The 23,296-nt window shown below is 60.1% G+C and carries 27 protein-coding genes and 2 pseudogenes; 13 read left to right on the forward strand and 16 right to left on the reverse strand.

The annotated features are described in order from the left end of the window. The first annotated feature begins 33 nt into the window (after positions 1 to 33). Positions 34 to 846, forward strand: a complete 813-nt coding sequence (locus tag AC1ECN_RS18040; RefSeq protein ID WP_130673496.1) for an alpha/beta hydrolase — start codon at positions 34 to 36, stop codon at positions 844 to 846. A gap of 146 nt (positions 847 to 992) precedes the next feature. On the opposite strand, the gene AC1ECN_RS18045 is transcribed toward AC1ECN_RS18040, so the two are convergent. Next, entirely contained in the window at positions 993 to 1,127 is a 135-nt protein-coding gene (locus AC1ECN_RS18045; protein ID WP_425328906.1) for a hypothetical protein, read from the reverse strand. 79 nt (positions 1,128 to 1,206) lie between these two features. After that, positions 1,207 to 2,139 carry a LysR family transcriptional regulator gene (locus AC1ECN_RS18050; protein ID WP_130672170.1) on the reverse strand — a complete coding sequence of 311 codons (933 nt, stop codon included), beginning with the start codon at positions 2,137 to 2,139 and terminating at the stop codon, positions 1,207 to 1,209. Between the two features lie 121 nt (positions 2,140 to 2,260). Between AC1ECN_RS18050 and AC1ECN_RS18055 the strand changes: the two genes are divergently transcribed. Both AC1ECN_RS18055 and AC1ECN_RS18060 read left to right on the forward strand, forming a co-directional pair. Beyond that, entirely contained in the window at positions 2,261 to 2,953 is a 693-nt protein-coding gene (locus tag AC1ECN_RS18055) for a type 1 glutamine amidotransferase domain-containing protein (protein WP_130672169.1), read from the forward strand. A 367-nt stretch (positions 2,954 to 3,320) separates the two neighbouring features. Beyond that, a complete protein-coding gene (locus AC1ECN_RS18060) occupies positions 3,321 to 4,268 on the forward strand; it encodes a sialate O-acetylesterase (protein WP_130672168.1) in 948 nt (315 codons plus the stop codon). Between the two features lie 128 nt (positions 4,269 to 4,396). Here AC1ECN_RS18060 and AC1ECN_RS18065 read toward each other — a convergent pair whose 3' ends face one another. Continuing rightward, entirely contained in the window at positions 4,397 to 4,870 is a 474-nt protein-coding gene (locus AC1ECN_RS18065) for an AtaL-like protein (RefSeq protein WP_130672167.1), read from the reverse strand. 34 nt (positions 4,871 to 4,904) lie between these two features. After that, complete coding sequence (locus AC1ECN_RS18070) at positions 4,905 to 5,774, reverse strand: SDR family oxidoreductase (protein WP_130672166.1); 870 nt, start codon at positions 5,772 to 5,774, stop codon at positions 4,905 to 4,907. 104 nt (positions 5,775 to 5,878) lie between these two features. Between AC1ECN_RS18070 and AC1ECN_RS18075 the strand changes: the two genes are divergently transcribed. Continuing rightward, positions 5,879 to 6,769 (forward strand): LysR family transcriptional regulator, encoded by an 891-nt coding sequence (locus AC1ECN_RS18075; protein WP_130672165.1) that lies wholly within the window; start codon positions 5,879 to 5,881, stop codon positions 6,767 to 6,769. A gap of 153 nt (positions 6,770 to 6,922) precedes the next feature. Here the strand turns inward: AC1ECN_RS18075 and AC1ECN_RS18080 are convergent, their stop codons facing one another. Further along, positions 6,923 to 7,096 (reverse strand): transposase, encoded by a 174-nt coding sequence (locus tag AC1ECN_RS18080; RefSeq protein WP_130672164.1) that lies wholly within the window; start codon positions 7,094 to 7,096, stop codon positions 6,923 to 6,925. 51 nt (positions 7,097 to 7,147) lie between these two features. Between AC1ECN_RS18080 and AC1ECN_RS18085 the strand changes: the two are divergent. From AC1ECN_RS18085 to AC1ECN_RS18100, 4 genes and pseudogenes are all read left to right on the forward strand, one after another. Continuing rightward, positions 7,148 to 7,291 (forward strand): annotated as a pseudogene (locus AC1ECN_RS18085) (SDR family oxidoreductase); the annotation flags it as partial. Positions 7,292 to 8,049: 758 nt separating this feature from the next. Then, entirely contained in the window at positions 8,050 to 8,610 is a 561-nt protein-coding gene (locus tag AC1ECN_RS18090) for a BA14K family protein (protein ID WP_024323387.1), read from the forward strand. Positions 8,611 to 8,993: 383 nt separating this feature from the next. Beyond that, positions 8,994 to 9,977, forward strand: a complete 984-nt coding sequence (locus AC1ECN_RS18095; RefSeq protein WP_130672163.1) for a phosphotransferase enzyme family protein — start codon at positions 8,994 to 8,996, stop codon at positions 9,975 to 9,977. A gap of 300 nt (positions 9,978 to 10,277) precedes the next feature. Further along, entirely contained in the window at positions 10,278 to 10,673 is a 396-nt protein-coding gene (locus tag AC1ECN_RS18100) for a hypothetical protein (RefSeq protein ID WP_018495374.1), read from the forward strand. 364 nt (positions 10,674 to 11,037) lie between these two features. On the opposite strand, the gene AC1ECN_RS18105 is transcribed toward AC1ECN_RS18100, so the two are convergent. Then, entirely contained in the window at positions 11,038 to 11,925 is an 888-nt protein-coding gene (locus AC1ECN_RS18105) for a LysR substrate-binding domain-containing protein (RefSeq protein ID WP_130672162.1), read from the reverse strand. A gap of 116 nt (positions 11,926 to 12,041) precedes the next feature. Here AC1ECN_RS18105 and AC1ECN_RS18110 point away from each other — a divergent pair, with 116 nt between their 5' ends. The 3 genes from AC1ECN_RS18110 to AC1ECN_RS18120 all read left to right on the forward strand — a co-directional run bounded on the left by AC1ECN_RS18110 (position 12,042) and on the right by AC1ECN_RS18120 (position 14,600). Next, complete coding sequence (locus AC1ECN_RS18110; protein WP_130672161.1) at positions 12,042 to 12,746, forward strand: SDR family oxidoreductase; 705 nt, start codon at positions 12,042 to 12,044, stop codon at positions 12,744 to 12,746. An 84-nt stretch (positions 12,747 to 12,830) separates the two neighbouring features. Further along, positions 12,831 to 13,400 (forward strand): pyridoxamine 5'-phosphate oxidase family protein, encoded by a 570-nt coding sequence (locus AC1ECN_RS18115; RefSeq protein ID WP_130654901.1) that lies wholly within the window; start codon positions 12,831 to 12,833, stop codon positions 13,398 to 13,400. A 354-nt stretch (positions 13,401 to 13,754) separates the two neighbouring features. Then, on the forward strand, positions 13,755 to 14,600 hold the full coding sequence (locus AC1ECN_RS18120) for a class I SAM-dependent methyltransferase (protein ID WP_130672160.1): 846 nt from the start codon (positions 13,755 to 13,757) through the stop codon (positions 14,598 to 14,600). A 184-nt stretch (positions 14,601 to 14,784) separates the two neighbouring features. Here AC1ECN_RS18120 and AC1ECN_RS18125 read toward each other — a convergent pair whose 3' ends face one another. From AC1ECN_RS18125 to AC1ECN_RS18155, 7 genes are all read right to left on the reverse strand, one after another. Continuing rightward, on the reverse strand, positions 14,785 to 15,435 hold the full coding sequence (locus tag AC1ECN_RS18125) for a pyridoxamine 5'-phosphate oxidase family protein (protein WP_130654899.1): 651 nt from the start codon (positions 15,433 to 15,435) through the stop codon (positions 14,785 to 14,787). 152 nt (positions 15,436 to 15,587) lie between these two features. After that, positions 15,588 to 16,643, reverse strand: coding sequence for a Cj0069 family protein (locus AC1ECN_RS18130; protein ID WP_130654898.1), 1,056 nt, complete (start codon positions 16,641 to 16,643; stop codon positions 15,588 to 15,590). 259 nt (positions 16,644 to 16,902) lie between these two features. Then, positions 16,903 to 17,439, reverse strand: a complete 537-nt coding sequence (locus tag AC1ECN_RS18135; protein WP_245484712.1) for a hypothetical protein — start codon at positions 17,437 to 17,439, stop codon at positions 16,903 to 16,905. A 23-nt stretch (positions 17,440 to 17,462) separates the two neighbouring features. Further along, positions 17,463 to 18,194 (reverse strand): HoxN/HupN/NixA family nickel/cobalt transporter, encoded by a 732-nt coding sequence (locus AC1ECN_RS18140; protein WP_130654896.1) that lies wholly within the window; start codon positions 18,192 to 18,194, stop codon positions 17,463 to 17,465. Continuing rightward, a complete protein-coding gene (locus AC1ECN_RS18145) occupies positions 18,194 to 18,631 on the reverse strand; it encodes a YqaA family protein (RefSeq protein ID WP_075225334.1) in 438 nt (145 codons plus the stop codon). Before AC1ECN_RS18145 ends, AC1ECN_RS18140 begins: the two co-directional genes overlap by 1 nt. 4 nt (positions 18,632 to 18,635) lie before the next feature. Beyond that, positions 18,636 to 18,914 (reverse strand): metal-sensing transcriptional repressor, encoded by a 279-nt coding sequence (locus AC1ECN_RS18150; RefSeq protein WP_024323399.1) that lies wholly within the window; start codon positions 18,912 to 18,914, stop codon positions 18,636 to 18,638. 72 nt (positions 18,915 to 18,986) lie between these two features. After that, entirely contained in the window at positions 18,987 to 20,336 is a 1,350-nt protein-coding gene (locus AC1ECN_RS18155; RefSeq protein ID WP_130672159.1) for a cation diffusion facilitator family transporter, read from the reverse strand. Positions 20,337 to 20,863: 527 nt separating this feature from the next. On the opposite strand from AC1ECN_RS18155, the gene AC1ECN_RS18160 reads away from it, so the two are divergent. Continuing rightward, positions 20,864 to 21,136, forward strand: coding sequence for a BON domain-containing protein (locus tag AC1ECN_RS18160; RefSeq protein ID WP_130672158.1), 273 nt, complete (start codon positions 20,864 to 20,866; stop codon positions 21,134 to 21,136). A 409-nt stretch (positions 21,137 to 21,545) separates the two neighbouring features. On the opposite strand, the gene AC1ECN_RS18165 is transcribed toward AC1ECN_RS18160, so the two are convergent. After that, entirely contained in the window at positions 21,546 to 21,926 is a 381-nt protein-coding gene (locus AC1ECN_RS18165; protein ID WP_130672157.1) for a hypothetical protein, read from the reverse strand. A 200-nt stretch (positions 21,927 to 22,126) separates the two neighbouring features. Between AC1ECN_RS18165 and AC1ECN_RS18170 the strand changes: the two are divergent. Further along, positions 22,127 to 22,363 (forward strand): annotated as a pseudogene (locus tag AC1ECN_RS18170) (BON domain-containing protein); the annotation flags it as partial. Between the two features lie 59 nt (positions 22,364 to 22,422). Here the strand turns inward: AC1ECN_RS18170 and AC1ECN_RS18175 are convergent. Continuing rightward, positions 22,423 to 22,680: a GlsB/YeaQ/YmgE family stress response membrane protein gene (locus AC1ECN_RS18175; protein WP_130672155.1), complete on the reverse strand. Its 258-nt coding sequence runs from the start codon at positions 22,678 to 22,680 to the stop codon at positions 22,423 to 22,425. A gap of 166 nt (positions 22,681 to 22,846) precedes the next feature. Continuing rightward, positions 22,847 to 23,065, reverse strand: a complete 219-nt coding sequence (locus tag AC1ECN_RS18180) for a hypothetical protein (RefSeq protein ID WP_018068450.1) — start codon at positions 23,063 to 23,065, stop codon at positions 22,847 to 22,849. Positions 23,066 to 23,296 lie beyond the last annotated feature (231 nt).

Below are 23,296 nucleotides of genomic sequence, written 5' to 3' on the forward strand. Positions count from 1 at the left end.
TGGTCATTGCCAAACCGGTGGGTACAGTCTGTCGTGAGCGCTACACGGTACTTGCTGATCTTGCCGCTGATGGCGGTCGTCGCCTACGTGGCGCTCGTGGGTCTGATCTATCTGTCTCAGCGAGCCCTGCTTTACCCCGGAGCCGGCGCCACACCTGCTCCGGAGCACGCGAGTTGGGGCGAGACGGTCCACATCAAGACGCCCGACGGAGAGATGCTTCAGGGACTGTACAGCCAGGGCGACAGCGACAAGCCCTGTGTGCTCCTCTTTTTCGGAAACGGTGACCGCCTCGACAATTACGCGTTTCTCGCCCAGGCGCTGACCACGCGGAGGATTGGATTGCTGGCGATTTCCTATCGCGGCTATCCCGGATCGACCGGCTCCCCCAGCGAACAGGGCCTGCTGACAGACGGGATCGCCGCGTTCGACTGGCTTTCTGCACACGGCGGAAGCGAGATCATTGTGCTGGGCCGGTCACTTGGCACTGGCGTCGCCGTGAATACCGCCGCGAAGAGGCCGGCCGCGGGCGTCATTCTTGTGTCTCCGTACCTGTCGGTACTGTCGGTTGCGCAGACGCATTATCCGCTCCTCCCGGTCGAGGTTCTTCTCAAGGATCCCTTTCGCTCGGACCTCAACATAGGCAAAGTAAGACAACCGAAGTTGTTCCTCCACGGCCGGCTTGATGATAGCATCCCGCTTTCTTCAGGGCAGGCGTTGTACCGCATCGCACCCGAGCCCAAGCGGATGTTGATCTATGACGGTGCGGGTCACAACGATATCTTGAATGATAGAATGGTCGGTGACGTCATCCGTTTTGTGGAAGCGCTGAAAGGAAACCGGCCCTAAATCCCGTCACGGACCGGAGCGGTTTCCCGGTCGTAGTGGGAGGCAATGCCCGGGAGCGGCTCGACCCGGACGTGGCGAACTTCGAAAAGATGCCGCCTATGCCCTGAGGTTCGGCCGCGACCGGCAATCAGCAATGCACCGTCGCCTCAAGCATGCGCCGGACGCCAATGAGGATAGGTGACATAGGCGGTGAGCGCGCCATCCTCATGCGAGCGGATCGTCACGCTCTCGCCCTTCGGCATGTAGACGATGTCGCCCGAAACAGCGACGTATCCTGACATGACTGGGCGCCCATCAACACCGACTTTTGCCCCCACGATTTCGCCCATGAAAGCCTCGCCGAGGTTCGAACTCGCGCTCTCAATTTCCAGCCATCGCTTCTGCCACCGCAGCGTCGGAGATTTCCTTTGCCACCTCTGATATCAATGACCTCAACCACCGATGAGCCGGATCGTTTCGATAACGGACATGCCATGCCAGCTCTACCGGGAAGCTGCCGAGATCGACCGGCGCGGGCAGGACTTTGAGACGCGGGTCGCGGGCAAGGCGATGGCAGATCAGCCGGGGCAGCGTCGCGCAATAGTCGGTGACGGCCACCATTTCCGGGACGGCCAGGAAATGGGTGACGGAGACCGAGACGTCGCGCCTGAGACCGGCCTGCTGCAGCATCTGGAACAGGCCGACGCGCATCCGGCCGGGCGGAAGCACGTTCACATGCCGCATCCGCTGATACTGTTCCTCGGAGATGCTTTCGGCGATCTCGGGATGATCTCTGCGCACGACACAGGCCAATCCATCATCCATGAGATGCTGCACGACCATGTTATCAGGCGGCTCGACGATCCGGCCGAGCACCATTTCCGTCGCCCCTGACATCGCGCCGGTCTCGGCCAGATCATTGCCGAAGGGCGTCAGGCGAAGCCTGATCCCGGGAGCGCATTCGCGCAGCCGCGCCACGATCACCGGCATCAGGACAAACTCGACGTAGCTATTGGGGGCGATGGTGAACTGCCGTGTCGCCCGCGCCGGATCAAACGCCTGCTGACCGAGGATGACATCATCCAGGCTCGCCAAGGCCCCGCGGATCACTGGAGCAAGTGCCTCAGCCATCTCAGTCGGCTTCATGCCATAGCGCTCGCGGATGAACAGCGGATCGCGCAGCGTCTCGCGAAGGCGGTTCAAGGCGTTGGAGACGGCCGGTTGCGTCATGCCCAGTTGTTCGGCTGCGCGCGTGACATTGCGCTCTTCCATGAGCGCCACGAAGACAGGCAGAAGGTTGAGGTCATACTTCATCCAGATATATTGCCGAAAGCATAACTGAAATCAAAGAAATAAATTTCCGGAATGATAGCCGCCGAGGCATGATCCCCTCATCGAAAGCAACCGATCACATCTGTCTCGAAAGGATCTCCAGATGAAAATCCTCATGGTTCTCACCTCGCACGACCAACTGGGCGACACCGGCCGGAAGACCGGCTTCTGGCTCGAAGAGTTCGCCGCCCCCTATTATGCCTTCCTCGAAGCCGGCGCCGATATCACCGTCGCATCGCCCAAGGGCGGACAGCCGCCTCTCGACCCGAAGAGCGACGAACCCGGCTTCCAGACCGACCAGACCCGTCGCTTCCATGCCGACCCGGATGCCCAGGCCGTGCTCGCGTCGACCGTAACGCTCGCTTCGGTCTCCCATGAAGATTACGATGCCGTCTTTTATCCGGGCGGCCATGGCCCGCTTTGGGATCTGGCGGAAGACAAGAATTCGATCGCCCTCATTCAATCGCTCTATCAGGCCGGCAAGCCCGTCGCCTTTGTCTGCCACGCCCCGGGTGTGCTGCGCCACGTCAAGGCTGCCGACGGCACGCCGCTGGTTCAGGGCAGACAAGTCACCGGCTTCAAGAACTCCGAAGAAGACGGCGTCGGACTGACCCAGGTGGTGCCGTTCCTCGTCGAGGACATGTTGAAGGAGAACGGCGGCATCTATTCCAGCGGCGATGACTGGTTGTCCTATGCTGTCCAGGACGGCCTGCTGATTACCGGGCAGAACCCCGGCTCATCGGTTAAGACCGCCGGCATTCTGCTCGCCGCCGTGACGGCGGCAAAGGCCGCTTGATCAACATTCTTTGTGATAAAGCCAAGGGCGCCCGGGGGGAACCCGACGCCCTGGCCCCGCCCCGCCCCGCAGAAGCGTGACGAGCATCGGGAGTGTTCTCCATGGAACTGCATGCTGCACAGCAAGCACGATCTCTAACCCAACCGGATGATTGCAATCACTGGTCCGGCTTATAGTTTACAGGTTTCCGGCGACTCCACGCTAAATAGTCGTCGATTGGGGCTCGATCTTCGCGACGACCCGTTCTCTTAAAGATCATGCCCGAAGCAAGCAGATGTGGCTGGCGCAAAGGAACGCTCATGGCTGAAGCAGCCTTGATCGGTCCGATAGGCTCCATGGCATCGGATGATGTTTGAAAGATAACGACATGCGCAACACAATGGCAGCCGGTCTGGCCGCCATGATCGCCATGTACTTTCTCGGCGGCATGAGCGCGAGACATGAGATCTTTCCGTGGCCACAACTTTCCGCGCTGAGGAAAATGGTTGGCGGAGAGAAGGCGGCGGCTCCAAGTCGTTATACTTTCGACGACAAGGGAAGACTCACCGGGGATGAATCAAAAACGCCTGTGACCTGCCCGATTCAGACTGACCGAACTGCTGTCTTACTCATTCTTGGCCAATCGAACGCGGCCAACGACGGTGGACAACGGTACAGGTCAAATTATGGCGCGCGCGTTGTAAACGTCTTTGAGAAACGGTGCTTCATCGCGGCGTCGCCACTTCTTGGATCGACCGATACCAAGGGAGAGTACTGGACGCTTCTTGGGAACAATTTGATCGCGTCCGGACAAAATGACAGCGTCATCCTCGCAGCTCTCGCATATTCCGGATCTGAGGTCGCACGATGGGCGACAGGCGGCGACCTCAATCCTGTGTTGGTCGATACAATGAAACAGCTTCAGGATGCCGGTTACCGGATAACGAGCGTCCTCTGGGTGCAAGGAGAGAAGGACCTCGTTATCGGCACTACTGCGGAGGCCTATCAGGAACATTTCATGTCGATGGTTGACACGTTGCGTCAGCACGGCGTCCAAGCGCCCGTTTACATTTCGATCGCATCGAAATGCCTCGAACCGAGCAACGGCGGCTTCAAGGAGCATATTCCAGACAATGCGATAGTACGGGCGCAACTGGCCCTGTCAAAAAGCGGCCACGGTATCCGAGAGGGCGTAAATTCTGACGCGTTACTCGATGCAGATGACCGCTACGACGATTGCCACATCGGGGGCACAGGCGCGGAGAAAGTGTCGCGGGCCTGGATGAACCTTCTGCGCGGCGATCGCCGTCTGGAAACTCGCGATAATCCTCCCTGAACCGGTTTTCGCGCCTTCGCGAGCGTCGGCCTCTGGCTCTGTCCGGTATTCGACACCTTGTCACTTGTGCCCCCGCAAGGCAGGGCGCCTCGTTAAGAGGCCGCCCTGTTGTTTGTTTCTTTTGCTGTTTAGAGTTTTCCCTCTGCCAGCAGTTCGCGGGTCCGCTTCAGCGTCGACAGCAGGGCGGCCTTGTAGCCCGTTTCGCCATCGAATTGTGCCTGCTCGGCCCGCTCTTCCGGGCCGTTCGGCTGTTTGCCGCGCAGGCCGAGATAGCAGTAGAAGCGCAGCTGCAGCTGACCTTCTTCATCCTCGAAGAGCTCATTGATGATCGCTCCCTCGCGTGGCCCCGCCGCCTGAAAGAAGGTGACCTTGCTTTGCCGTTCCAGGGTGATGATCTCGCGCAGATCCTGCCCGGCAATCGTCGCATCGCGCACGAAGTGGGTCGGGCTTTCCGCAACGACATCGCAACGGCTGCAGAGACCGGCGGGAAGAAAGAGCCGGGCGTCGCGGGCCTTGCGTTCGAGACCTTGCCAGGCCTCAGCGCGCGTCAAAGGGGTTTCGCCTTCCGGGTTCACCGGAACTGTGGCTGTGGAATAGATCATGGTGATCGTCCTTTCGAGATCGCTGTCGCCTGCGTCAGGCGGAAGCAACAGTTTCCGCGGCGAAGGCGCGATAGGAGCGCAGCGGACGTCCGAGCAGGGCCGTCAGGCGCTCGACGTCGCCGGCCGCAGGCAGCATGCCGTCGGTCAGGAAGCGCTCGCCCATCAGGCGCATGTCGTAGGCCATCCAAGCAGGCATGAACTGCTTGAGATTCTGCTCGAAGCCCTCGGTATTGTCGCCGCCATAATGGATCGGGCCGGCGAGCACGTCTGACCAGATGGCGGCGATATCGGTTCCGGTCAGTGTCTGCGGACCGACGAGGTTGATCCGGTCGAGCGCCAGCGGCTCTGCAGCCTGTTCGCGGCGCAACAACTCAATCGCGGCGATCTCGGCGATATCGCGAACGTCGATCATGGCGAGACCCTTTGGCCCGATCGGCATCGGGTAGGCGCCGTAGCCGGTGATGACGTCTTTGACCGTCAGATCGTTCTGGATGAAGTAGGCCGGGCGCAGGATGGTCGCCTTGAAACCCATCTGCTCGATCATCCGCTCGACGCCGAACTTGCCGGCGAAGTGCGGCACGTTCACATAGAGGTCGGCGTGGATCACCGAGAGATAGACGATCCGCTCGATGCCGGCCGATCGGGCGACGTTCAGCGCAATCAACGCCTGGGTGAATTCGTCCGGCACCACGGCGTTGAGCAGGAACAGCGTCGATACGCCTGACATGGCGTTGCGTAGCGAGTCGACGTCGAGGAAGTCACCCTGCACGACGCTGACATCTGCCGGGAAATCCGCTTTCGATGGGTCGCGGACAAGAGCGCGGACATCGGCGCCGCGCTTGACGAGGTGTTCGACGACTTGGCGGCCAACATTGCCTGTGGCGCCGGTGACGAGAATGGTCATGGTCTTTCTCCGTGTTGGGTTGCTTGACACCTCGAATATGTGTGGTTCACTGGCAGCCCGATAGACGGCGATTTTAGACAGACCGTCTCGCTGGTGGAACAGACATGGACCTTCTTGCGCTTGCCGATTTCAATCTCGTTGCCCGCCATGGTGGCTTCGGCAAAGCGGCACGGGCGACAGGCCGGCCGAAGGCGACATTGTCGCGCCGTGTCGCCGAGCTGGAAAGCAGCCTCGCTCTGCGGCTGTTTGAACGGGGTGCGCGTAACCTGAAGCTCACCGAAGAAGGACGGGCGCTCTTCGAGCGGACGGGGGCGCTGCTCGCCGAACTGGACGAGACGGCTGCGGCGATTGCCTCGGGCGGTCAAAAACCCAAGGGAAGATTGCGGATCAGCGCACCTTTGCATTTTTCCCAGACCGCCATGGGGAGGATTGCCGCCGGCTTTGCCCTCCAATATCCGGAGGTGAGGCTCGAGGTGACGAGTGAGGACCGGCCTGTCGATATGATCGAGGAAGGCTACGATCTGGTCATCCGGGTCAATCCAGATCCCGATGAGAGCCTGGTCGGGCGGGCGTTTCTGCGCGACCGGCTGGTGGTGGTGGCAAGCCCCGATCTTCCCCGCCCGACCGGTGGAGTTGCCGCTCCCGGCGTCGCGCGCGGGGTAGGCGAAGCGCGAACATGGCACGTGAAGACAGCCGGCGGCCGGGCGACGATCAGAATCGAGCCGGTCCTCACTTTGTCAACGCTCATCACGATCCGGGATGCGGTGCGCGCCGGCGTCGGTGCAGGACGTCTTCCGATTTCGCTGGTGAGCCACGACCTGGCTGACGGCACATTGGTCAATTGGGGGGATATCGACGGCCCCGAGATCGCTCTCTGGACGCTCTACCCCTCTCGGCGGCTGCTCAGCGCGCGCGTGTCGGCGTTCCTGGACTTTCTCAAACAGGCCTTCCCCAATGGCACGGCTGACGAATTAGCCGCCTATATTGGCAGGTGATGACACGCTTTGCCGGTGTGGCGGGTCTGGCCTAGGACCGATCGACAATACGCCTAGCGGGATTTGTCGAGCGCTGAGCAATCATCCGAATTCAGAAGCTCCATTTCTACACCCATGCAGATATTCCCGCCTAATCGGATGATCTTGTGGGGCTTATATCACTAACGGCCAGCATGAGCCGCAAAGACCGGGGTCATCGCTTTCGACGTCAAAAGAACGTTTCGCGACGAGCACGCGGCGGTCATTTACCCGCCGAACGCCGCGCGGCTTGTTGGGCAGCATCGGCTTGATGGCGGTCCATTCAGAATCGCTGAGTTCGTAGCGCATGATTCGAGGCTCCGGTTTCCGAGCTTGAATCACGGCTCGGGCAGCACTATCAACACGGTTGCCATGATCCCGATGGGCCGCATGGCGAGGCCCGAGGAGATCGCCAACGTCGTCGCATTCACGGCGAGCCCAGCGGCGAGCTATATCACCGGCGCCAACCTGGTGGTTGACGGCGCCTTCACGCGACGCATCTAAGCTAACGTGTCGGACGTGGAATTGGATGCCGGTGGCCATGGACCGCCACGCTGCCGCTAGGGCCAATGTCGCTGTTGGGTCATTCGCGACCGGGTCGAACCGGCAACAAGTCTGGGCATGTCCGTTATTGCGCCGAAACCGGAACCAGATTCAGAGCGTTAGGGACTCCGCCGCGAACCACTACGTGGTCATATGAACGGCAGGATGCCATGATCGGTGATGCTTTCAGTTTTGGTGATGATCTCGACTGGTAAGCCGGCAGCGGCAAACCTGCTTGATCGGCAACTCCGCTTTGGCACATAGCGTCGTTTCGCTGCCACGCAGCAACGCGTCGGCCATTGGGGGTATAGCGGACTCTGTCAGGCTGTCAGTCCAGCAGATTTATGAGTTCACGGCCTTATGCAATTACGCCGGAAAGGCGCAGGCTGAGCGGCATTTCGATTCCAAAATAACAGGCCTTCCCCAATGGCACGGCGAATGAGCTGGCCGCCTTCATCGGCAGGTGATGACCGCGCTTTGCCGGCCTCATGGATGAGCCCCGCGGCACACGATTCGTGGAGCGCGCCGCGGCTCAAATGAGATGACGGAGGGTGGGCGCGTGCTTTCGGGGGAAACCCACCGTCGAAGAAAAAGCTTTCCTGCATAATTCCTCGAATCAAAGCCGATTTTAGAGTATAATTCGACAGTTTACCTAGAGGGCTGAAACGCCCTTGCGCGTCGACTTCGACGCGCGGTGCTGTAGAAGGAAAGATGAGCCAATGAAAAGGTTAGCAATCGTTACCCTGTCGCTGGTGACGGCGCTGACGAGCGTCCCGCCGGCCATGGCGTTTCCCAACGTTGCCATGCCTAAGATCGAAGCCGCAGAGGCACAGCCGGTCCAGTACAGACATCACGGCGGCGGCCACGGCCATGGCGGCTACTACGGGCATGGCGGCTACTACGGGCATGGACACCACGGTAGTAACAACGGCTGGGCCTGGGGACTCGGCGGGCTCGCGGCCGGCGCAATCATCGGCGGAATGCTGGCGCAGCCCTATTATGGCGGAAGCTACTACGGTCAGGGCTACTACGGCCAAGGCTACTACAATCAGGGCTACTACGGCCAGGGCTATTACGGATCGCCCTATTCCGGTTTGAGCTACTACGGGTCGACCCTTTACCGTCCGCGCTACTACGCGCCGCGCTATTACCGCCAGGTCTATAATGGCGGCAACGGACATACGAGCTGGTGCTATGCACGCTACCGGTCTTACCGGGCTTACGACGACACGTTCCAGCCCTATTACGGTCCGCGGCGGGCGTGCGTCTCGCCCTACTGATGATTGTGGGCATCGTTGGCGACCTCACCTGGCGCTCGTCCCGGAGCGCCGGCTATCGGATTCTTCGGCTTCTCCAAGGCGATTTGAACCGCTGGAGACGAGAGTATCCTCCGGTCAAGCTCGAGGACGACGGAGCTGGCCTGGGCTTTGCCGGCATCCAGACAGACCGAAAATGATGGAAAGGACAGAAATCGAAATAGAGTTTTCTTTCAAAAATCGCGAAACCGGCATTTTGTTTTTCATCTCTTGGTTTTATTAATAGCGCCATTCAGCTTATCCAAGCAGCAGCTCATTGCAATCATACGTGCCTGCGGCCGCCACCGCCTTCATGGTCTTTTCACCGCGGAAGCAGCCTGCCAGCAAAGCCCGATGGTACAGCGCCCATGCTCGATTTTAATCCGCTCTATTCGACCCCACAGGTTGCGGCTATCGAACAGTTCATCCATCGGCATTATCCGCTTGCAGGGCCGGTTTCCTGCCGGATGCTGCAGCGCGGCTTGAATGATGTCTATCTCGCTCTCGGGAGCAACGGCGAGCGTTATGTGTTCCGGCTTTCTCATCGCCGCGCCCGTGGTCCGGCCGACGTCAAGACCGAAACGGCGTTCCTGGCGCATCTCTCGCAATCGGGCGTTTCGGTCGCAGCCCCCATCGCGACACGCGAGGGCAGCTTGTTCGTTGAGGGAGATGCGCCGGAGGGCGTGCGCCAGGCCGTGCTCTTCCGGGCGATCGGGGGCCGCAAGCCGGATGCGGCGGATGCCGGCGATGCACGGGCCAACGGCAAGACCCTTGCCTTGCTGCACAACGCCGCCGAGACATTCCAGCCGGACGGAGCGCTCTATCGGCTTGACCTCGAACACTTGCTGCATCGGCCGCTTGCCCGAATATGCGATAGCGGCGTCGTGGAAGATGCCGAGGTCCGCAGCGATCTTGAAGACATCGCTGCACGGACCGCAAAGGCGATCGAAACCTTCGGCGATTTGACCTGGACTTGTTGCCATGGCGACTGTCACGGCTTCAATGCACGGATCAACGACGCCGGCGAGGCCGTATTTTTCGACTTCGATGACGGAGGTCCGGGATATCTCGCCTACGACCTGTCGGTGTTTTTGTGGGCGCAAACATCCTTCGGCCGAAAGTCGACCGCCATGTGGGACGCCTTCGTCGATGCCTATCGGGTCGTCCGGCCGATCACGCCAGCCGACTTCGAAGCCGCCCACCGCTTCGTGATCGTCCGCCACATCTGGCTGATGGGCGAGTACGCCAGCCGGGCACAGGAATGGGGAAGCGAGGCTGTCGGCTGGATTGCCCGGGAAGCAAATTTCCTCAGGCGGTGGGAGACCGAGCGATGCGTCGATCGCCTGTTCTGAATTCAGTTCTGCTCGTCCCGGAGGATCGGAGTGCAGACCCGGAGGTGGGCGATCACTTCGACCTTCGCCCACTCCTGGTGCAGGTCAAGGGACGCCCGTGAAGGTCGATATACCGGAGCTTGTCGGGGATATCAGCACTTGGGGCCACCGGCCCCTGTTGGCCCGAAGCAGACGTTCATGGCCGTAATGCGACCTTTGCGATTGCGTTTACCACACTTCAAAGTTCGCGGTTGAATGCTCGGAAAAATTGATATTACAGGGCGACACCACCTCAATAATCGGCAACCCTCGGGACACATCATGCTGTGGAAGCTATTTGCAGGGGCGCTTTCTCTCTACCTCTTAGATTGCATCTATCTTCTCTATACCGACGAGCCCACTGTTGAGATGCTAGTCGGCGGCGTAATGCAGTTTTTTGGCGTTGCCGCCGTCATAACCTATGGGTTTGACATCGAGACATTCGACCGTCGGTTTTGGAGCTACTTGTCCAAGTTATTTGCAGTTTACATTGTCTACTGCATAGTCCGACCGCTTTGGGTTCTATGGAGCATGCCTTCATTTGGGACTGATCCAACACCAATGTTATTGCTATGGATTGCACTAGGATTGGCACTCTCGCTCATCATCGTCGCAGGTTACTTTCAGTGGCTCGCAATGCTGCGTTGTGCGCGAGGTGAAGCGGTGGACCGGCAGTGACCGTCCGCAATTGGACGCGATCCTGACGAGCATCCTCACCTGTCGGCCCAAAGCTGCCATAACGTCGGTGCTATTTTCCGCGCAAAGCGAAGTTGAACCACACCGTAAAGAGACGCGAAAACTCGGCGAACAGCAGAAGTATGAAGCAACCTCCCCACCGCGGTTCTCCAAAAATCACCGTGCTTATGAGCGCCACCAGAAAATAGGCCGCTGCAAAGATTGAAACGTACCTTAATAGCGCCACCTGTATCCTCCTTCGGCTATCCGCTTATTTAATCATTTCATCTCAAAATACAACCTCAGGCCGTAATTGGCGCAAACCTGCCGCAGTTGGTCCATTCCTTGAGCGATGGCTATCCGACCTTCAGGCTTGCACCTTTGACCGCAGCCAGTCCTGAAGCTTTTCGACCGCTTCGGACTTCCGATATCGCGGCCTCACCAGATAGAAATGCGACCGCGCTTTGAGGGCGCCGTCGAAGACTTGCCTCAGCCTGCCCGCCTCGATGTCGGTCGCGACGAAAGCGCGGGTCGCCACGGCGATGCCCTGTCCGGCGATTGCAGCTTCGATCGCGTGCGATGTCTGTGAGAAGCTGATGCCCCGAAACAGCGTGGGATCACCGCCGCCGAGGAAGCGATCGATATATTCGGGCCAGGAATTATGGGCATCGTGAAGCAGCGTGTAGTGCGAGAGTTCTTCGGCGTTGTTGGGCTCGGCTCCCTCGGCGACGAGATTTGGATTGCAGATGGCAATGATCTCCTGCTCGAACAGCAGCTCGGCGGCAAGGCCGGGACCGAAGGGAGGGCTGCCATATCGGACGGCGAGATCGACGCCGTCGACCTGGAAGCTGGAAATGCGGTCCGTCGCCAGGATGTGGAGATCGATATCGGGATGCATCGCGGTGAAATCAGGAAGACGCGGGATCAGCCATCTCGAGGCGAAGGTCGGCGTCGTGCTGACCACCAGTTTGACCGGCTGAGGCTTCAGGTTCGCCGTCGCGTTTGCGAGCAGTTCGAAGGCGCGCCTGACGTCGGCGACGTAGCTTCGCCCCTCGCCCGTCAGCGCCAATGACTTTGGCAGGCGCTCGAACAATGTCACCCCGAGCTCCGCCTCAAGCCCTCGCACGTGCTGGGCGACGGCTCCCTGGGTGACGCCGAGTTCTTCCGCCGCGAGCCGGAAATTCAGATGGCGCGCCGCCACGTCGAAGGCCTTGAGGCCGTTGAGGGAGGGAAGATTGCCGATGGACATGGACATCCGATAGTTTTTCTACTGGGACATTTCAGGAAAACTGGTTCGCTCTCGCTTGGAGCCCATGGTATTCCAGGGATCAAAGCCCGGCAATGGGTGCAAATCGAATAGGGAGAACGACGATGGCAGTAGAAAAGGTAGCGATCATTACGGCTGGCGGCAGCGGCATGGGTGCGGAAGCCGCGAGGCGGCTGGCGGCCGATGGCTTCAAGGTCGCCATCCTGTCTTCGTCAGGCAAGGGCGAGGCGCTTGCCAACGAGCTGGACGGCATCGGCGTCACCGGCTCGAACCAGTCCAACGACGACCTCAAACGCCTGGTCGACGCATGCATGGAAAAGTGGGGTCGGATCGACGCTCTCGTCAACAGCGCCGGTCACGGTCCGCGTGCGCCGATCACCGAGGTCACGGACGAACAGTGGCACGCGGGCATGGACATCTATTTCATGAACGTGGTCCGTCCCGTGCGGCTCGTCACCCCGATCATGCAGGCTCAGAAGTCCGGCTCGATCGTCAACATCTCCACTGCCTGGGTGTCCGAACCGTCGGCGATGTTCCCGACCTCGGCGGTCTTCCGCGCCGGGCTCGCCGCCTACACCAAGATTTACGCCGATACCTATGCGGGCGACGGCATTCGCATCAACAACGTGCTGCCGGGCTGGATCGACAGCCTGCCGGCGACGGAGGAGCGCCGCGACAGCGTGCCGATGAAGCGCTACGGCACCAGCGCCGAAGTGGCGGCGACGATTTCCTTCCTGGTTTCCGAAGGGGCGGGCTATATCACCGGCCAGAGCCTCAGGATCGACGGCGGCCTTACCCGGTCTGTCTGACAGGATCGCTTCAACGCCAGGGAGAACAGCGATGTGCTGCGACTACGTCAAGGCCGGCGAGATCAAGAACGCGGAGGCGGCACAGTGACCCTCGCCGAGGTCGATGCATCGGCCTGGGCCGAGCTGGAAGGTGCTGCCGCCGATCCGCAGTCGGCCTTCCGCTATCTGAACCTCTGTTCGGTCGACGCCGGCGGCCGGCCGCAAGCCCGCATGGTGGTGCTGAGGCGCGTGGATGTGGCGCGGCGCGTCCTGGAAATCCATACGGATGTCAGAAGCCCGAAATGGCAGGAAATATCGGCCAACCCTTTGGTCACCATCCTCGGCTTTGGCCCGCAGCCGAGAGTGCAGCTTCGCCTTCAGGGATCGGCCGAACTCCATGGACCGGCCAGCGAACTTGCGGCCGAGGCCTGGAGCCTGCTGCCGGGATCGACGCGCAGCACCTACATGGGCGGGCCGCCGGGCGATGACATCGGCGAGCGACCGGCGAGTGAGGCAGAGGTCGCAGACGCCGATGGACAGGCCTTCTTCGGGGTGCTGATATTCCGGGCCGAGACGCTGGACTGGTTCCAGCTGCGCCACGCCGACAACCGACGCGCAGTCTTTGCCTACGACAAACTGGGCGCGCTGACCTCCTCCCGCTGGGTCAATCCCTGAACGCTAAAGCGCGTCGCGCTTTAGGTCCTTGTTTTTACGCATGTCGTTATCGCAAAACCGCTGCACACTTTTGCGCGACGTGCTTTAGACGACGTCGAAGCCACCCATCTCTTTGCGATCGTCCGCCACATCTGGCTGATGGCGGAATACGCAGGGCACAGGAATGGGGAAGCGAGGCTGTCGGTTGGATGGCCGTTGACAGTCCTCGAAAAGCGGTATCTTTTCGCTGCGTCAATAGGGTGATGAGAGCTGCGAGCCGGATTTTATATCATGGCTAGGGCGCAAGGCTGACGAACCTGTGCATAAGTCCATGCCTATGAACGCCGTCGTTCGGAACCAGGACGGGCAGACAAAATGAACACCGCATCAAACTCCGAACAGATTACATCGACTGGGCATAAGCTCAGCGCTGGCGGACATCTTGACGTTCACTACCTGGCATTAAAGGACGAGTACGATGCCACTCTTCGCGCCGCCGGTATTCGACCCGGATGGTCAGTGCTTGACGCAGGTGCTGGCAATGGGGTCTTCCTGCCTTTGATGGCGGAGTTGCTGGGCAGCGAGGGACATATCGAGGCCTTTGATTTGGCGCGGGAAAATGTCGAGGCAATCGAAACCTTGATCGCAAACCAACGGTTTGCCTGTCCGATAAGCACGCGGATCGGAGACATTACTGCGCTGCCGTATGAGACCGGCACGTTCGACGCAGTCTGGAGCGCAAATGTCGTCCAGTATCTGAATGACGAAGAGCTGACCAAAGCAATCGGTGAGTTCCGCCGCGTCGTAAAACCCGGCGGACTCGTTGCGGTCAAGGAGGTTGATATCTCGGTCTGGCAGTATCAGCCCCAAGATCCTAAACTGACGTGGCGTCTGCTCGACGCGCTGTCTGATGACGTGCAGATGTCCGGGGCGATGAGGGGAACGCGCGTAACGGCGTGGTTTCGAGCAGCCGGCCTTGAGAACGTCTCTGCCATCACCACGCTCGCGGAGCGCCGTCAACCACTCAGGCCCGTGGAGCGCGAATATATTCGCAACAATCTCGAATTTTTATCCGGACTTGCCCAAAGGTGCGACTTGGCGGAGGCGGACCATCACCAATGGAAGGCGATCGGCGAAGAGCCAGAGCGTCTGATTTCCGATCCCGACTTCTGCTATCGCGAAATGTGGGTCCTCAGCTTGGGTGTCGTGTCGACGGGCTGAGCCAAATTCCGCTGATGACGGTTTGGGCGTGTCGCTCGCACTCATTTATGTCAGCGTCAGAACGAAGTTCTTTGAACGGCAGACGACGTCGAAGCCACCCATCGCTTTGTATTCGTCCGCCACATCTGGTTGAGGCTGCCCTGTTTGGAGCGTCGCTATCGCCCGCTTTTGCCGGCATCATGCTTTAGTAAAGTGTCCTTCGGTAAGCTTGTTCGAGATCTTCGTCCATCTTTCGCATTTCATCCCCGTCCTTCGGCGCCCCTGTCGTCTCGTCCAGAATGATCTTTATCAGCGAGGGCATCTCCTTGCGGTCCTGGAAATGATCAGGACTCCACAAGCGGGACCGTCTGAACGCCTTGGCGCAATGCATGAAAACTTCGCTTACTGTCACGATGATCGCGAGTTTCGGGAGACGATCGGCGACGCTCATGCTCGTCAACAGCTGAGGATCATGGGTCAGACTTGCCCGCCCGTTGACGCGCAATGTGTCGTCGAAACCGGGGACAAGAAACAAGAGCCCGACATTCGGGTTGGCGATGATGTTGCTGAGGGTATCAAGACGATTGTTGCCAGGTCGATCCGGGATCGCCAGGGTGCGCTCGTCAAGAACCTTGACGAACCCCGGAGGGTCGCCGCGAGGACTGACGTCGGCCCTCCCCTCCGAACTCTGCGTGCCGATGCAGAAGAATGGCGAGCGCCGAATGAATTCCTGCGCGTGCTCGCCAAGAGAATTCTGACACTTCACGATTGCCAGAGCGTGGGTCGGCTCGAACAGCGCCCGAAGCGACTGCTCGTCGGCGATGGCAAAATCTGGATTGAGTTGTAAGGCTGTCATGATCCCCTCCCGAAATCCCTCTCATCGCATGGCCGAACTGTCGGTCTGGATCCTCGCAACGCTCGTCTCCGTCCGCAAGCCATGAATATGATGTACGTACCTCAGAAGGAATACATGAGTTGATATCCGGGATCAATGCGCCGGCGACAGAGTTACACTGCGGACCCGCGCAGCCGCGACGCCATTGCGCGTGCAATCTCCGCAGGGGCTTCGTCAGGAATGGCGAAGACGGAGCTGACGTTGATCTCGCAGAGAACGTAGGTGTCGTTGCCTGCAGCGTCTGGTGGCCCGTAGAGGAAATCGGCGTCCCAGATGATCGGCAACGACGTTGCTTCGATCCCAAGCGTCGACATCATTTGCGGCGTCCACTCACTTTCCATTCTTGTCCTCAAAGTATGGAACGGTTCTGCGGATGCCGGATGCATGATCCGAGGACCAGGCTGAAGTGGTTCCCGGCCAGGTCCCGACGGCGGCGTCACCAGCGCCTTGACCAACTGTTGTCCGAAGCCCACCACCCTGCTTCCAGACATGTAGCAGCGGATCATGCCCTCGGGCAGGCGGGACTGAAACGGCTGATCGACGATGCAGCCACCTTCGGTGAAGTAGGCTTCGCAGCGGCAAATGAAGTCGGACAGGTCAATGGTTTCAGGGACACTGCCTGATTTCGCTTCCAGCACACTGATCGAGGTCGCACCGCCGGCAGGCGCTCCAGCGAGTTCGACCTTCCAGATACCTTGCCCGCCGTTGCCACGGTTCTGCTTCAACACGCGCGGCCCGGCGGCTAGGAACGTTGGAACGAACGCCTGGCGGAAGTCCGCCGCGGTGCGATAGAGCCGTGTGTCGACGCCCCAGCCTATATGCCTGGTCTCGTAGAGCACCTCCTTGACGCCCATCTTGAGGATGACGTCCGGATGCGCACTTACGAATCGGCCGGCTTCCGCCACCTGTCGCAGAAGCGGATCGAGGATCTTTCTCGTCTTTCCGTCGTCGAGCGGGTTCACCCAGACAAGCACGGCGTCGACTGCAAGGAGCTGTTCGAGAACATCGTCGGCGAATTCTTCGTCGAAGACGGCGGGCTCCGGCGCAAGGCCCGCTGCCGCCAGTTCTTCGAAGATCCGGTGGAAGCGGTTGTTCTGTGGTGTCGCCGCTCGCCGGGCTTGCCGGTCGCCGCGCCAGACGATCGCAATTCGTGGGGGCGTGTTCCTCATGGATGCAACTCTAGCGACGGACAATCGCCTTGACTGAGCTTGCGTCCCTGCCGGCAGCGGACGTCTACCAGCGTCTGGGCGCCTGCGGTGCCGACGATCCGATTCAGCTTGTCAGGTTTGATTTCAAGAAATGACGACATAACGACGCGTCCTCCGTTGGTGCGGGTTCAAGGACGCGATTCTTCGGCCGTAGCCTCGTGGGGCGATCGCTGCCCCATGATCCGAAATTCTCAAAGCAGGATCGCCCTGTCAAGCGGCTTCAGTTTTCAATCCGCTGCTCGGAGACAACGCTCGCCACAACCTCGTCGGCGCCGTTCGGATAGATTGGAAGGTCGAGCGTTAGCGCTTCCTTCACGCCCTCGCGCTCGATCGCAAAGAACTTCCGCACCCGGCCTTGTCCCTTTTGCTCTCCAGAAGGCCGCGCTGCTTCTGTCGAGGCGAAACTCCGCTCGAATGCGGCCGCGTCGGTCCCGGCGAACGCCATGGTGCAACTCTCGACGGTCTTTGGACCAACCGCCCCACGTGCGACCACCACCGCCTCGAAAGGAGAAGCGCCATCCGAATTCACGAGCCAGCCTTGAAAGGTCGCTGGTACCCCGAGAGGCTGAATGCCCATCGTCATGTCGTCCGCCAGATCCGGCCAGCCGCTTTCCCTAGCAAGTGCGACCGTCTGGTCGTAGCGCGGCCCGAGTTCGAGGCACCGCTCGGCGAAACGCTGGAACGGCGACTTCGTCTCCTCGCACTGGGCCACGCTTGCGAACACCAGCAGCGCTGCCGTCGCGCCAATCAGCACCATTTTTGTTCGACGCATCATTGCCCTCATGTAATTGCCAGCCAGTTCGCTATCTCGACCGCAGCGACGGCAACCAGCACCAGCCCCGCGAGTGCACCCGTCGCGCGGGATACAAAACCCAGCAGCCGCGGCCACGTCCTCATCAGATAGGCGATGCGGTCGCGGAAAACCACGGTCAGGAGGGCGACCACGGAGAGCGTCAGCCCGACTCCTATCATCATAGTGAAGGCGAACAGCAGGCCGGTGACGACGACCTGATGGATCATGGCGAAGGTCATCACGAACAGGGTGAGCGGGCACGGCACCAGCCCGGCTGCTACCCCCATCAACGGCCCTTCGCCCTCCGCATGCGCGTGATCGTGCCGGAACAGAGCCGATGCCAGCATCCAGAGGCCGATGACGCCCAGCAGGGCCCGGCTGACGACTTCAAGGGTCGGAGACGATCCGGCGTCGACGAAGGAATGTGACACCAGCGGCAGGGCAAGAAGCGCTATGAGGACTGCCATCGTCACGTGCGTGAAGGAAAGCGCGAGCGATACAAGGAGCGCCCCGTGCGCCCTGGTAGAGGATCCGGCAAGGTAGGTGGCAAGAACGGACTTGCTGTGGCCGGGCGTCATTGCATGGACGGCGCCGAAAACGATGCCCATCGGCAGGAAGGCGAGGAACGACGCCCAGCCGCCGCCCGCAGCAAATTCCTTTATGTGGCCGGCGAAGGCGAGGTAGATCTCACGCTGGACGTCGACGATCTGCTGGAACATTACGCAAGCCCCGTCGTCGCTGCTGCAAGCACGAGATATCGCCCCACCTTGGCGATCGCCACCAGCACCAGGAAGGTCGGCAGCGGCTCCCGCAGGACGCCGGCCATCACAGTGATCGGATCGCCGACGATCGGCAGCCAGCTTGCGAGCAGCGACCACTTGCCGAAGCGGCGATACCAGCCCTGCGCACGGTCGAGCGCTGCGGGGCCGATCGGAAACCATCGCTTTTCCCTGAAGCGTTCGATGCCGCGGCCGAGCAGCCAGTTCGCCAGCGCGCCGAACACATTGCCCAGGCTCGCGACGGCGAGGAGCCAGAAGGTGGAAAACTTCCCGGAGAGGAGAAGGCCGACTAGAACGGCTTCAGACTGCATCGGCACGATGGTCGCCGCCCCGAGCGCTGCGGCGAACAGTCCGAGATAGGCCAGCAGGTCGGCCATGCCGTCAAAGGTACTTGGTGATCGTCTTGAACTCGTCGATGGACTGCCGCTTGTCGCGCGGCAGGGCGCCAACGGTCTCTTCGAGGCAGTGATCGAGATGATCCTGGATCAGCGTCCGTTTGGCGTTGATGATCGCCTTCTCCACCGCGGAGAGCTGCTGGGCGATATCGAGACACGGCTTGCCTGCCTCGATCATCGTGATGACGCTCTTCAGATGACCCTCGGCCCGCTTCAGGCGCTTGACGATCTCCGGATGGGTGGCGTGGGTGTGAGGTTCGGTCATCGCGTCCATGTTCTCGATCCTTCCGAGGAGAAGGGCGCTCGACCTTACGCCGGGGACCGCCTCCGGGACAAGTCAGTGATGATGGCCTTCCGGCTCTTCCATTCGAAACGGAAGGTCGTCGACTTCGACGCCTGCCATCAGCTTCAGCACCGCGTCGAACTCGTGCGGCTCGGCCGGAGCGACGTTGCTGATCAAAGCGTGATGATCGGCCGGCGAAGGGAGCAGCGGCAGCCGCTCAACGACGCCATCGCGGGCGATCTCCACGACGGCCTCAAGTCCCTTCGCGTGTTTCGAAATGGAGAGCCGCATACGTTCACCCTCCGGCGTGTCGACAATCTCCAGGAATCCGGTCGCCAATCGGGAACTCACCGTGAACGCAGCGGGTGCGTGGTGATGCCCCTGGCCGCGATGGCTGGTGGGCGCTTCGGCGGCTGCTTCGGCGATCTGGATGGTTGCCCTACCAAGCGCCGGAAGATGTGCGTGAAGCTCATTGCGAAGCGTGGCCACGATGACCTTGGCATCCGCGACGGGCTTGTCGCCGCTGACCGAGATCGTAACGTCGGCATGGAGCCGGTGACCGATCCAGCGAGCCTTCACGTCCGTCAGACTACCAATGCCCGCGACATGTTCTGCTGCGTGACGGATCTCGTCGGTGATCCCGGGCTCGACGCCGTCGAGGCTGCGGGTAATGATGGCGCGCGCCGACTGCCAGACGATGCCGAAGATCGCGATGGTGATCAGCAGGCCGATGATCGGATCGGCGAGCGGAAAGCCGAACCAGACCCCGACGGCGCCGGCGACGACGGCCAGGCTCGTCAGACCATCGGTGCGGGCGTGGTAGCCGTCGGCGATCAGCGCGGCGCTGTTCATCTGCCTGCCGACACGGATGCGGAACACCGCCACGGCTTCGTTGCCGATGAAACCGATAACGCCGGCCACGGCCACCGCCAGAAGCTGGGTGATCGGCTGCGGGTTCAGCAGGCGGTCGATCGCCTCATAGCCGGCGACGATTGCGCTGAAGAGAATGATCAGCACGATCAGCATGCCGGCAAGGTCCTCGACCCGGCCGAGGCCATAATTGAAGGTTTTTGTCGGCTTCCGTCTGACCAGCGTGAAGGCGATCCACAGAGGAATTGCGGTGGCGGCATCGCCGATATTGTGGATGGTGTCGGCCAGCAGTGCCACGCTGCCTGATGAGAAGACGACGATAAGCTGCAGAGCCGCGGTGATGGCCAGAATGACAAACGACCACTTGATCGCCCAGATGCCGCGCTCGGACGAGGCGATGCTGGGATCGACGACGCCGTGCGTGTGACCATGGCCTCCGGCATCTCCATGCGAGTGGCCGTGCGAGCCGTGACTGTGGCCATGGGATTGACCGCCTTGGCCGAAACCGAACCATTCCCTGATGCTGGCGAACATTGCAGACCTTGATTGATTGTGCCGTTTACCTATCCCCCCGGAGGGGATGCGTCAAGTTGGTTTCTTGTGTGTGGATGCGAACAAGGTTATCGATTGCGGCATGATTCATCGCCGGGACAACAGATCGAGCATGCTCGCTTCCGCCCGAAAGCGCGACCCATTTCTCTTTTGCTGAACAATCCCGTGTTTCCCGCGCAACTGGTAAAGGCAGGTTGAAAGCGTTGTATGGTGGAGGCCACGCGTCAGAAGCTGCCCACCGAAACCGCCGCGGGCGCCAAAATCATCGATCAGACAGGCCTAGGGGAAAAGCGTTCGGTCGCTCCTGCATCATCAGGGAGGTTCTGACTGGAGTTTGGCAACATTCCTAAAACCTCCCTGATGTCCTTTTAACAAGGATCAGGAGAATCTAGGCCGGATCGTTCCGAGGGAAAGCCGGACTTAAGTCCAGGTGGCGACGTCAGGACACGCTGCTCATATGTTATGCGAGGTAATGTGAAGGTCCGTGGAGGGGCGGACAGGAGGAGAATATGAAGTTCGGCCCCGATAACTACAATCACGAAGAGCGCTGCTCGCAAGGCCACAGTTCGGCGTCCACCATCGCGACAATCGAAGCAACCCTTTCCGCCGATCCCGATATCGACGGCAGTGCCATCGAGATCAGGATGCTCGGCCCTGTCGTCCTGCTCGAGGGCTTTATAACCAACGCCGCAGACCGCGACAAAGCCATCTCGCTTGCTGCGATGATCGTCGGCTGGGAGAACGTCCAGGATCGGATGCTGAGCCGTTTCCCCACGCAATAGCCAGGCGGATCCCGAGAGCCAGGAATAAGGTCGGACCCGCCCCGGCGTGACGTCCGACGTCTGGAACACTTCCTCCATCTTTCGGTCGACGACGACATCCCGGTATCGGCGATCGACGACGCCCAGGGCCGGCGCTTCGTGCTTCGTGCTTCGTCCGTCGTGAAGGTGTAGTCCTTTCGGGTGAGAGGCGGAACTGCCGAACCCTCAGGCGGGTTTGAAAACAGGTCGCTCGGCTGGTTTTCACCCCGAAAACCGCTGTCTCCTGTTAAGCCGGGCGGCCGCCCCGGCTTGCAGGTCGACGGTCCTCTTGATCGATGTTGCAGATCCTTCAAGAAGGACGACAGCTCAGCTGCTTCACCGATGCTTGCAGCGCCCGCGCCCGGTTTGCAAATCGATCACGGCCTCGAGGCTATTTCCAAGAATTTATGCCAATATTCTCTTTTCCGTTCAACACGCTAACAGACTTCGGGCCTGTTTTATTCCAGGCCTCACATACCGCCTTGCCCGCGTCCCTTCCCCCCTTCCAGGTACGGCAGAACGTGTTGCCGGAAATGTGCCATACGCCGTCAATTGAGATTACATCTCCAGAATCGAGTTTAACCTGACCATGTGCGGTGCCATCCTTGAGTACAGAAAGCTCCCCACTGTAGCCCTCACTTGGGCCGCCCAGCGCAATCACCTTGCCGTCTGAAAGCAGAGCCTGAAGCTCTTTCCCTATCATCGCGGTAGCAGCAATAGCTTGCGTTCCGAGAAAAATTACGGATAGTACAGTTAGTATAGTTCTGCGCATTGGCCAACTTCTCCCATCTCTGCCAAGCACAGTTTCTATCCAACACATATGAACTACAAGTCATCTTTTGTAATTATCTGCCAATCGCTTTGCCGTAATAGCGAAGCCGCACGATAATTTGATAGTTTTCAGCAGATACATGGGAAAAGTTAGTTCATGGATTATTGTTTTATTGAAAACTGGCGGGGCAGGTGGAGAATATGAGGTTCGGCCCCGTTAACTACAATCACGAAGAGCGCTGCTCGCAAGGCCACAGTTCGGCGTCCACCATCGCCACAATCGAAGCAGCCCTTTCCGCCGATCCGGATATCGACAACAGTGCCATCGAGATCAGGATGCTCGGCCCTGTCGTCCTGCTCGAAGGCTTTATAAACAAGGCTGCAGACCGCGACAAAGCCATCTCGCTTGCTGCGATGATCGTCGGCTGGGAGAACGTCGGCCCCGGCATGAAGACCCACGTCAGAGCGGCCGGTTTGCGAAGCCGGCTCCTGTTTGATCAGGCCGTACGTCTGACCATTCTCGCCACAGCGATGAGGATGCAGGCTCCGATGAAGCCCGCGATCAGATAACCCAGCCATCCGCCAAGGACGACGCCGAAGAGCGACAGGATAAAGTTGGCGACGATGGCGCCGACTATGCCGAGAATGATATTCATCAGCACGCCCATGTTGCTCTTCATCAGCATTTCGGCGAGCCAGCCGGCAATGCCGCCGATGACGATTGCGGCGATCCAGCCGATACCTGCACTTTCCATAGCAATTCCCCCTTGTGAATGATGAGCGGCCGGCGCGGGCAATCACGTCTCGCAGATCCAGGCTAAACCGATTGCCAAGCGACAAGACTATAATCTTCGCCGCGGCAGTTGGTTCCATAACCCCCGCCCCAAAGCGCTCGCGTGCCCCTCCCCGATCGGCTTCGGGTCACTTGTCGGCCGCGGGCCAATCGTTTGCAGGCTCCTCTATGACGGCAACATCATCCTCTGCAGGGTCAGGATCGCGCTCAAGGGCTGCGCGCAGATTGCCGATCTCCTTGATGATCGTATCGAAAACGTCCTGCTGCCTGGCCCCGGCCACAACGCAGTCGTCGACGAGATCCTCCAGCTTGGCGCGAAGCCCGACCTTCCAATTATGTTTGCTCATGACCTTTTCCTCCTCTGATCGATCCACACGGAGCATGTTCGCTCGTGTGTTCCGCCGCCTTCTATGGCAGGCGGCGGAACACACGCTCAGGAGACAGTGATCGATGTGTGGCCCTGGTTGGCGGTTCGATCATCGCCAATCCTGTTCTGCGGGATGAGATCGCGGCGAACGGGTAAGGTGCTCTCCTGGCGTTTCCGCCCGCACCGAGAAATCGGAAAAACCGGTGCGTTC

The sequence above is a fragment of the Rhizobium sp. 01N447_2 genome (assembly GCF_056399245.1).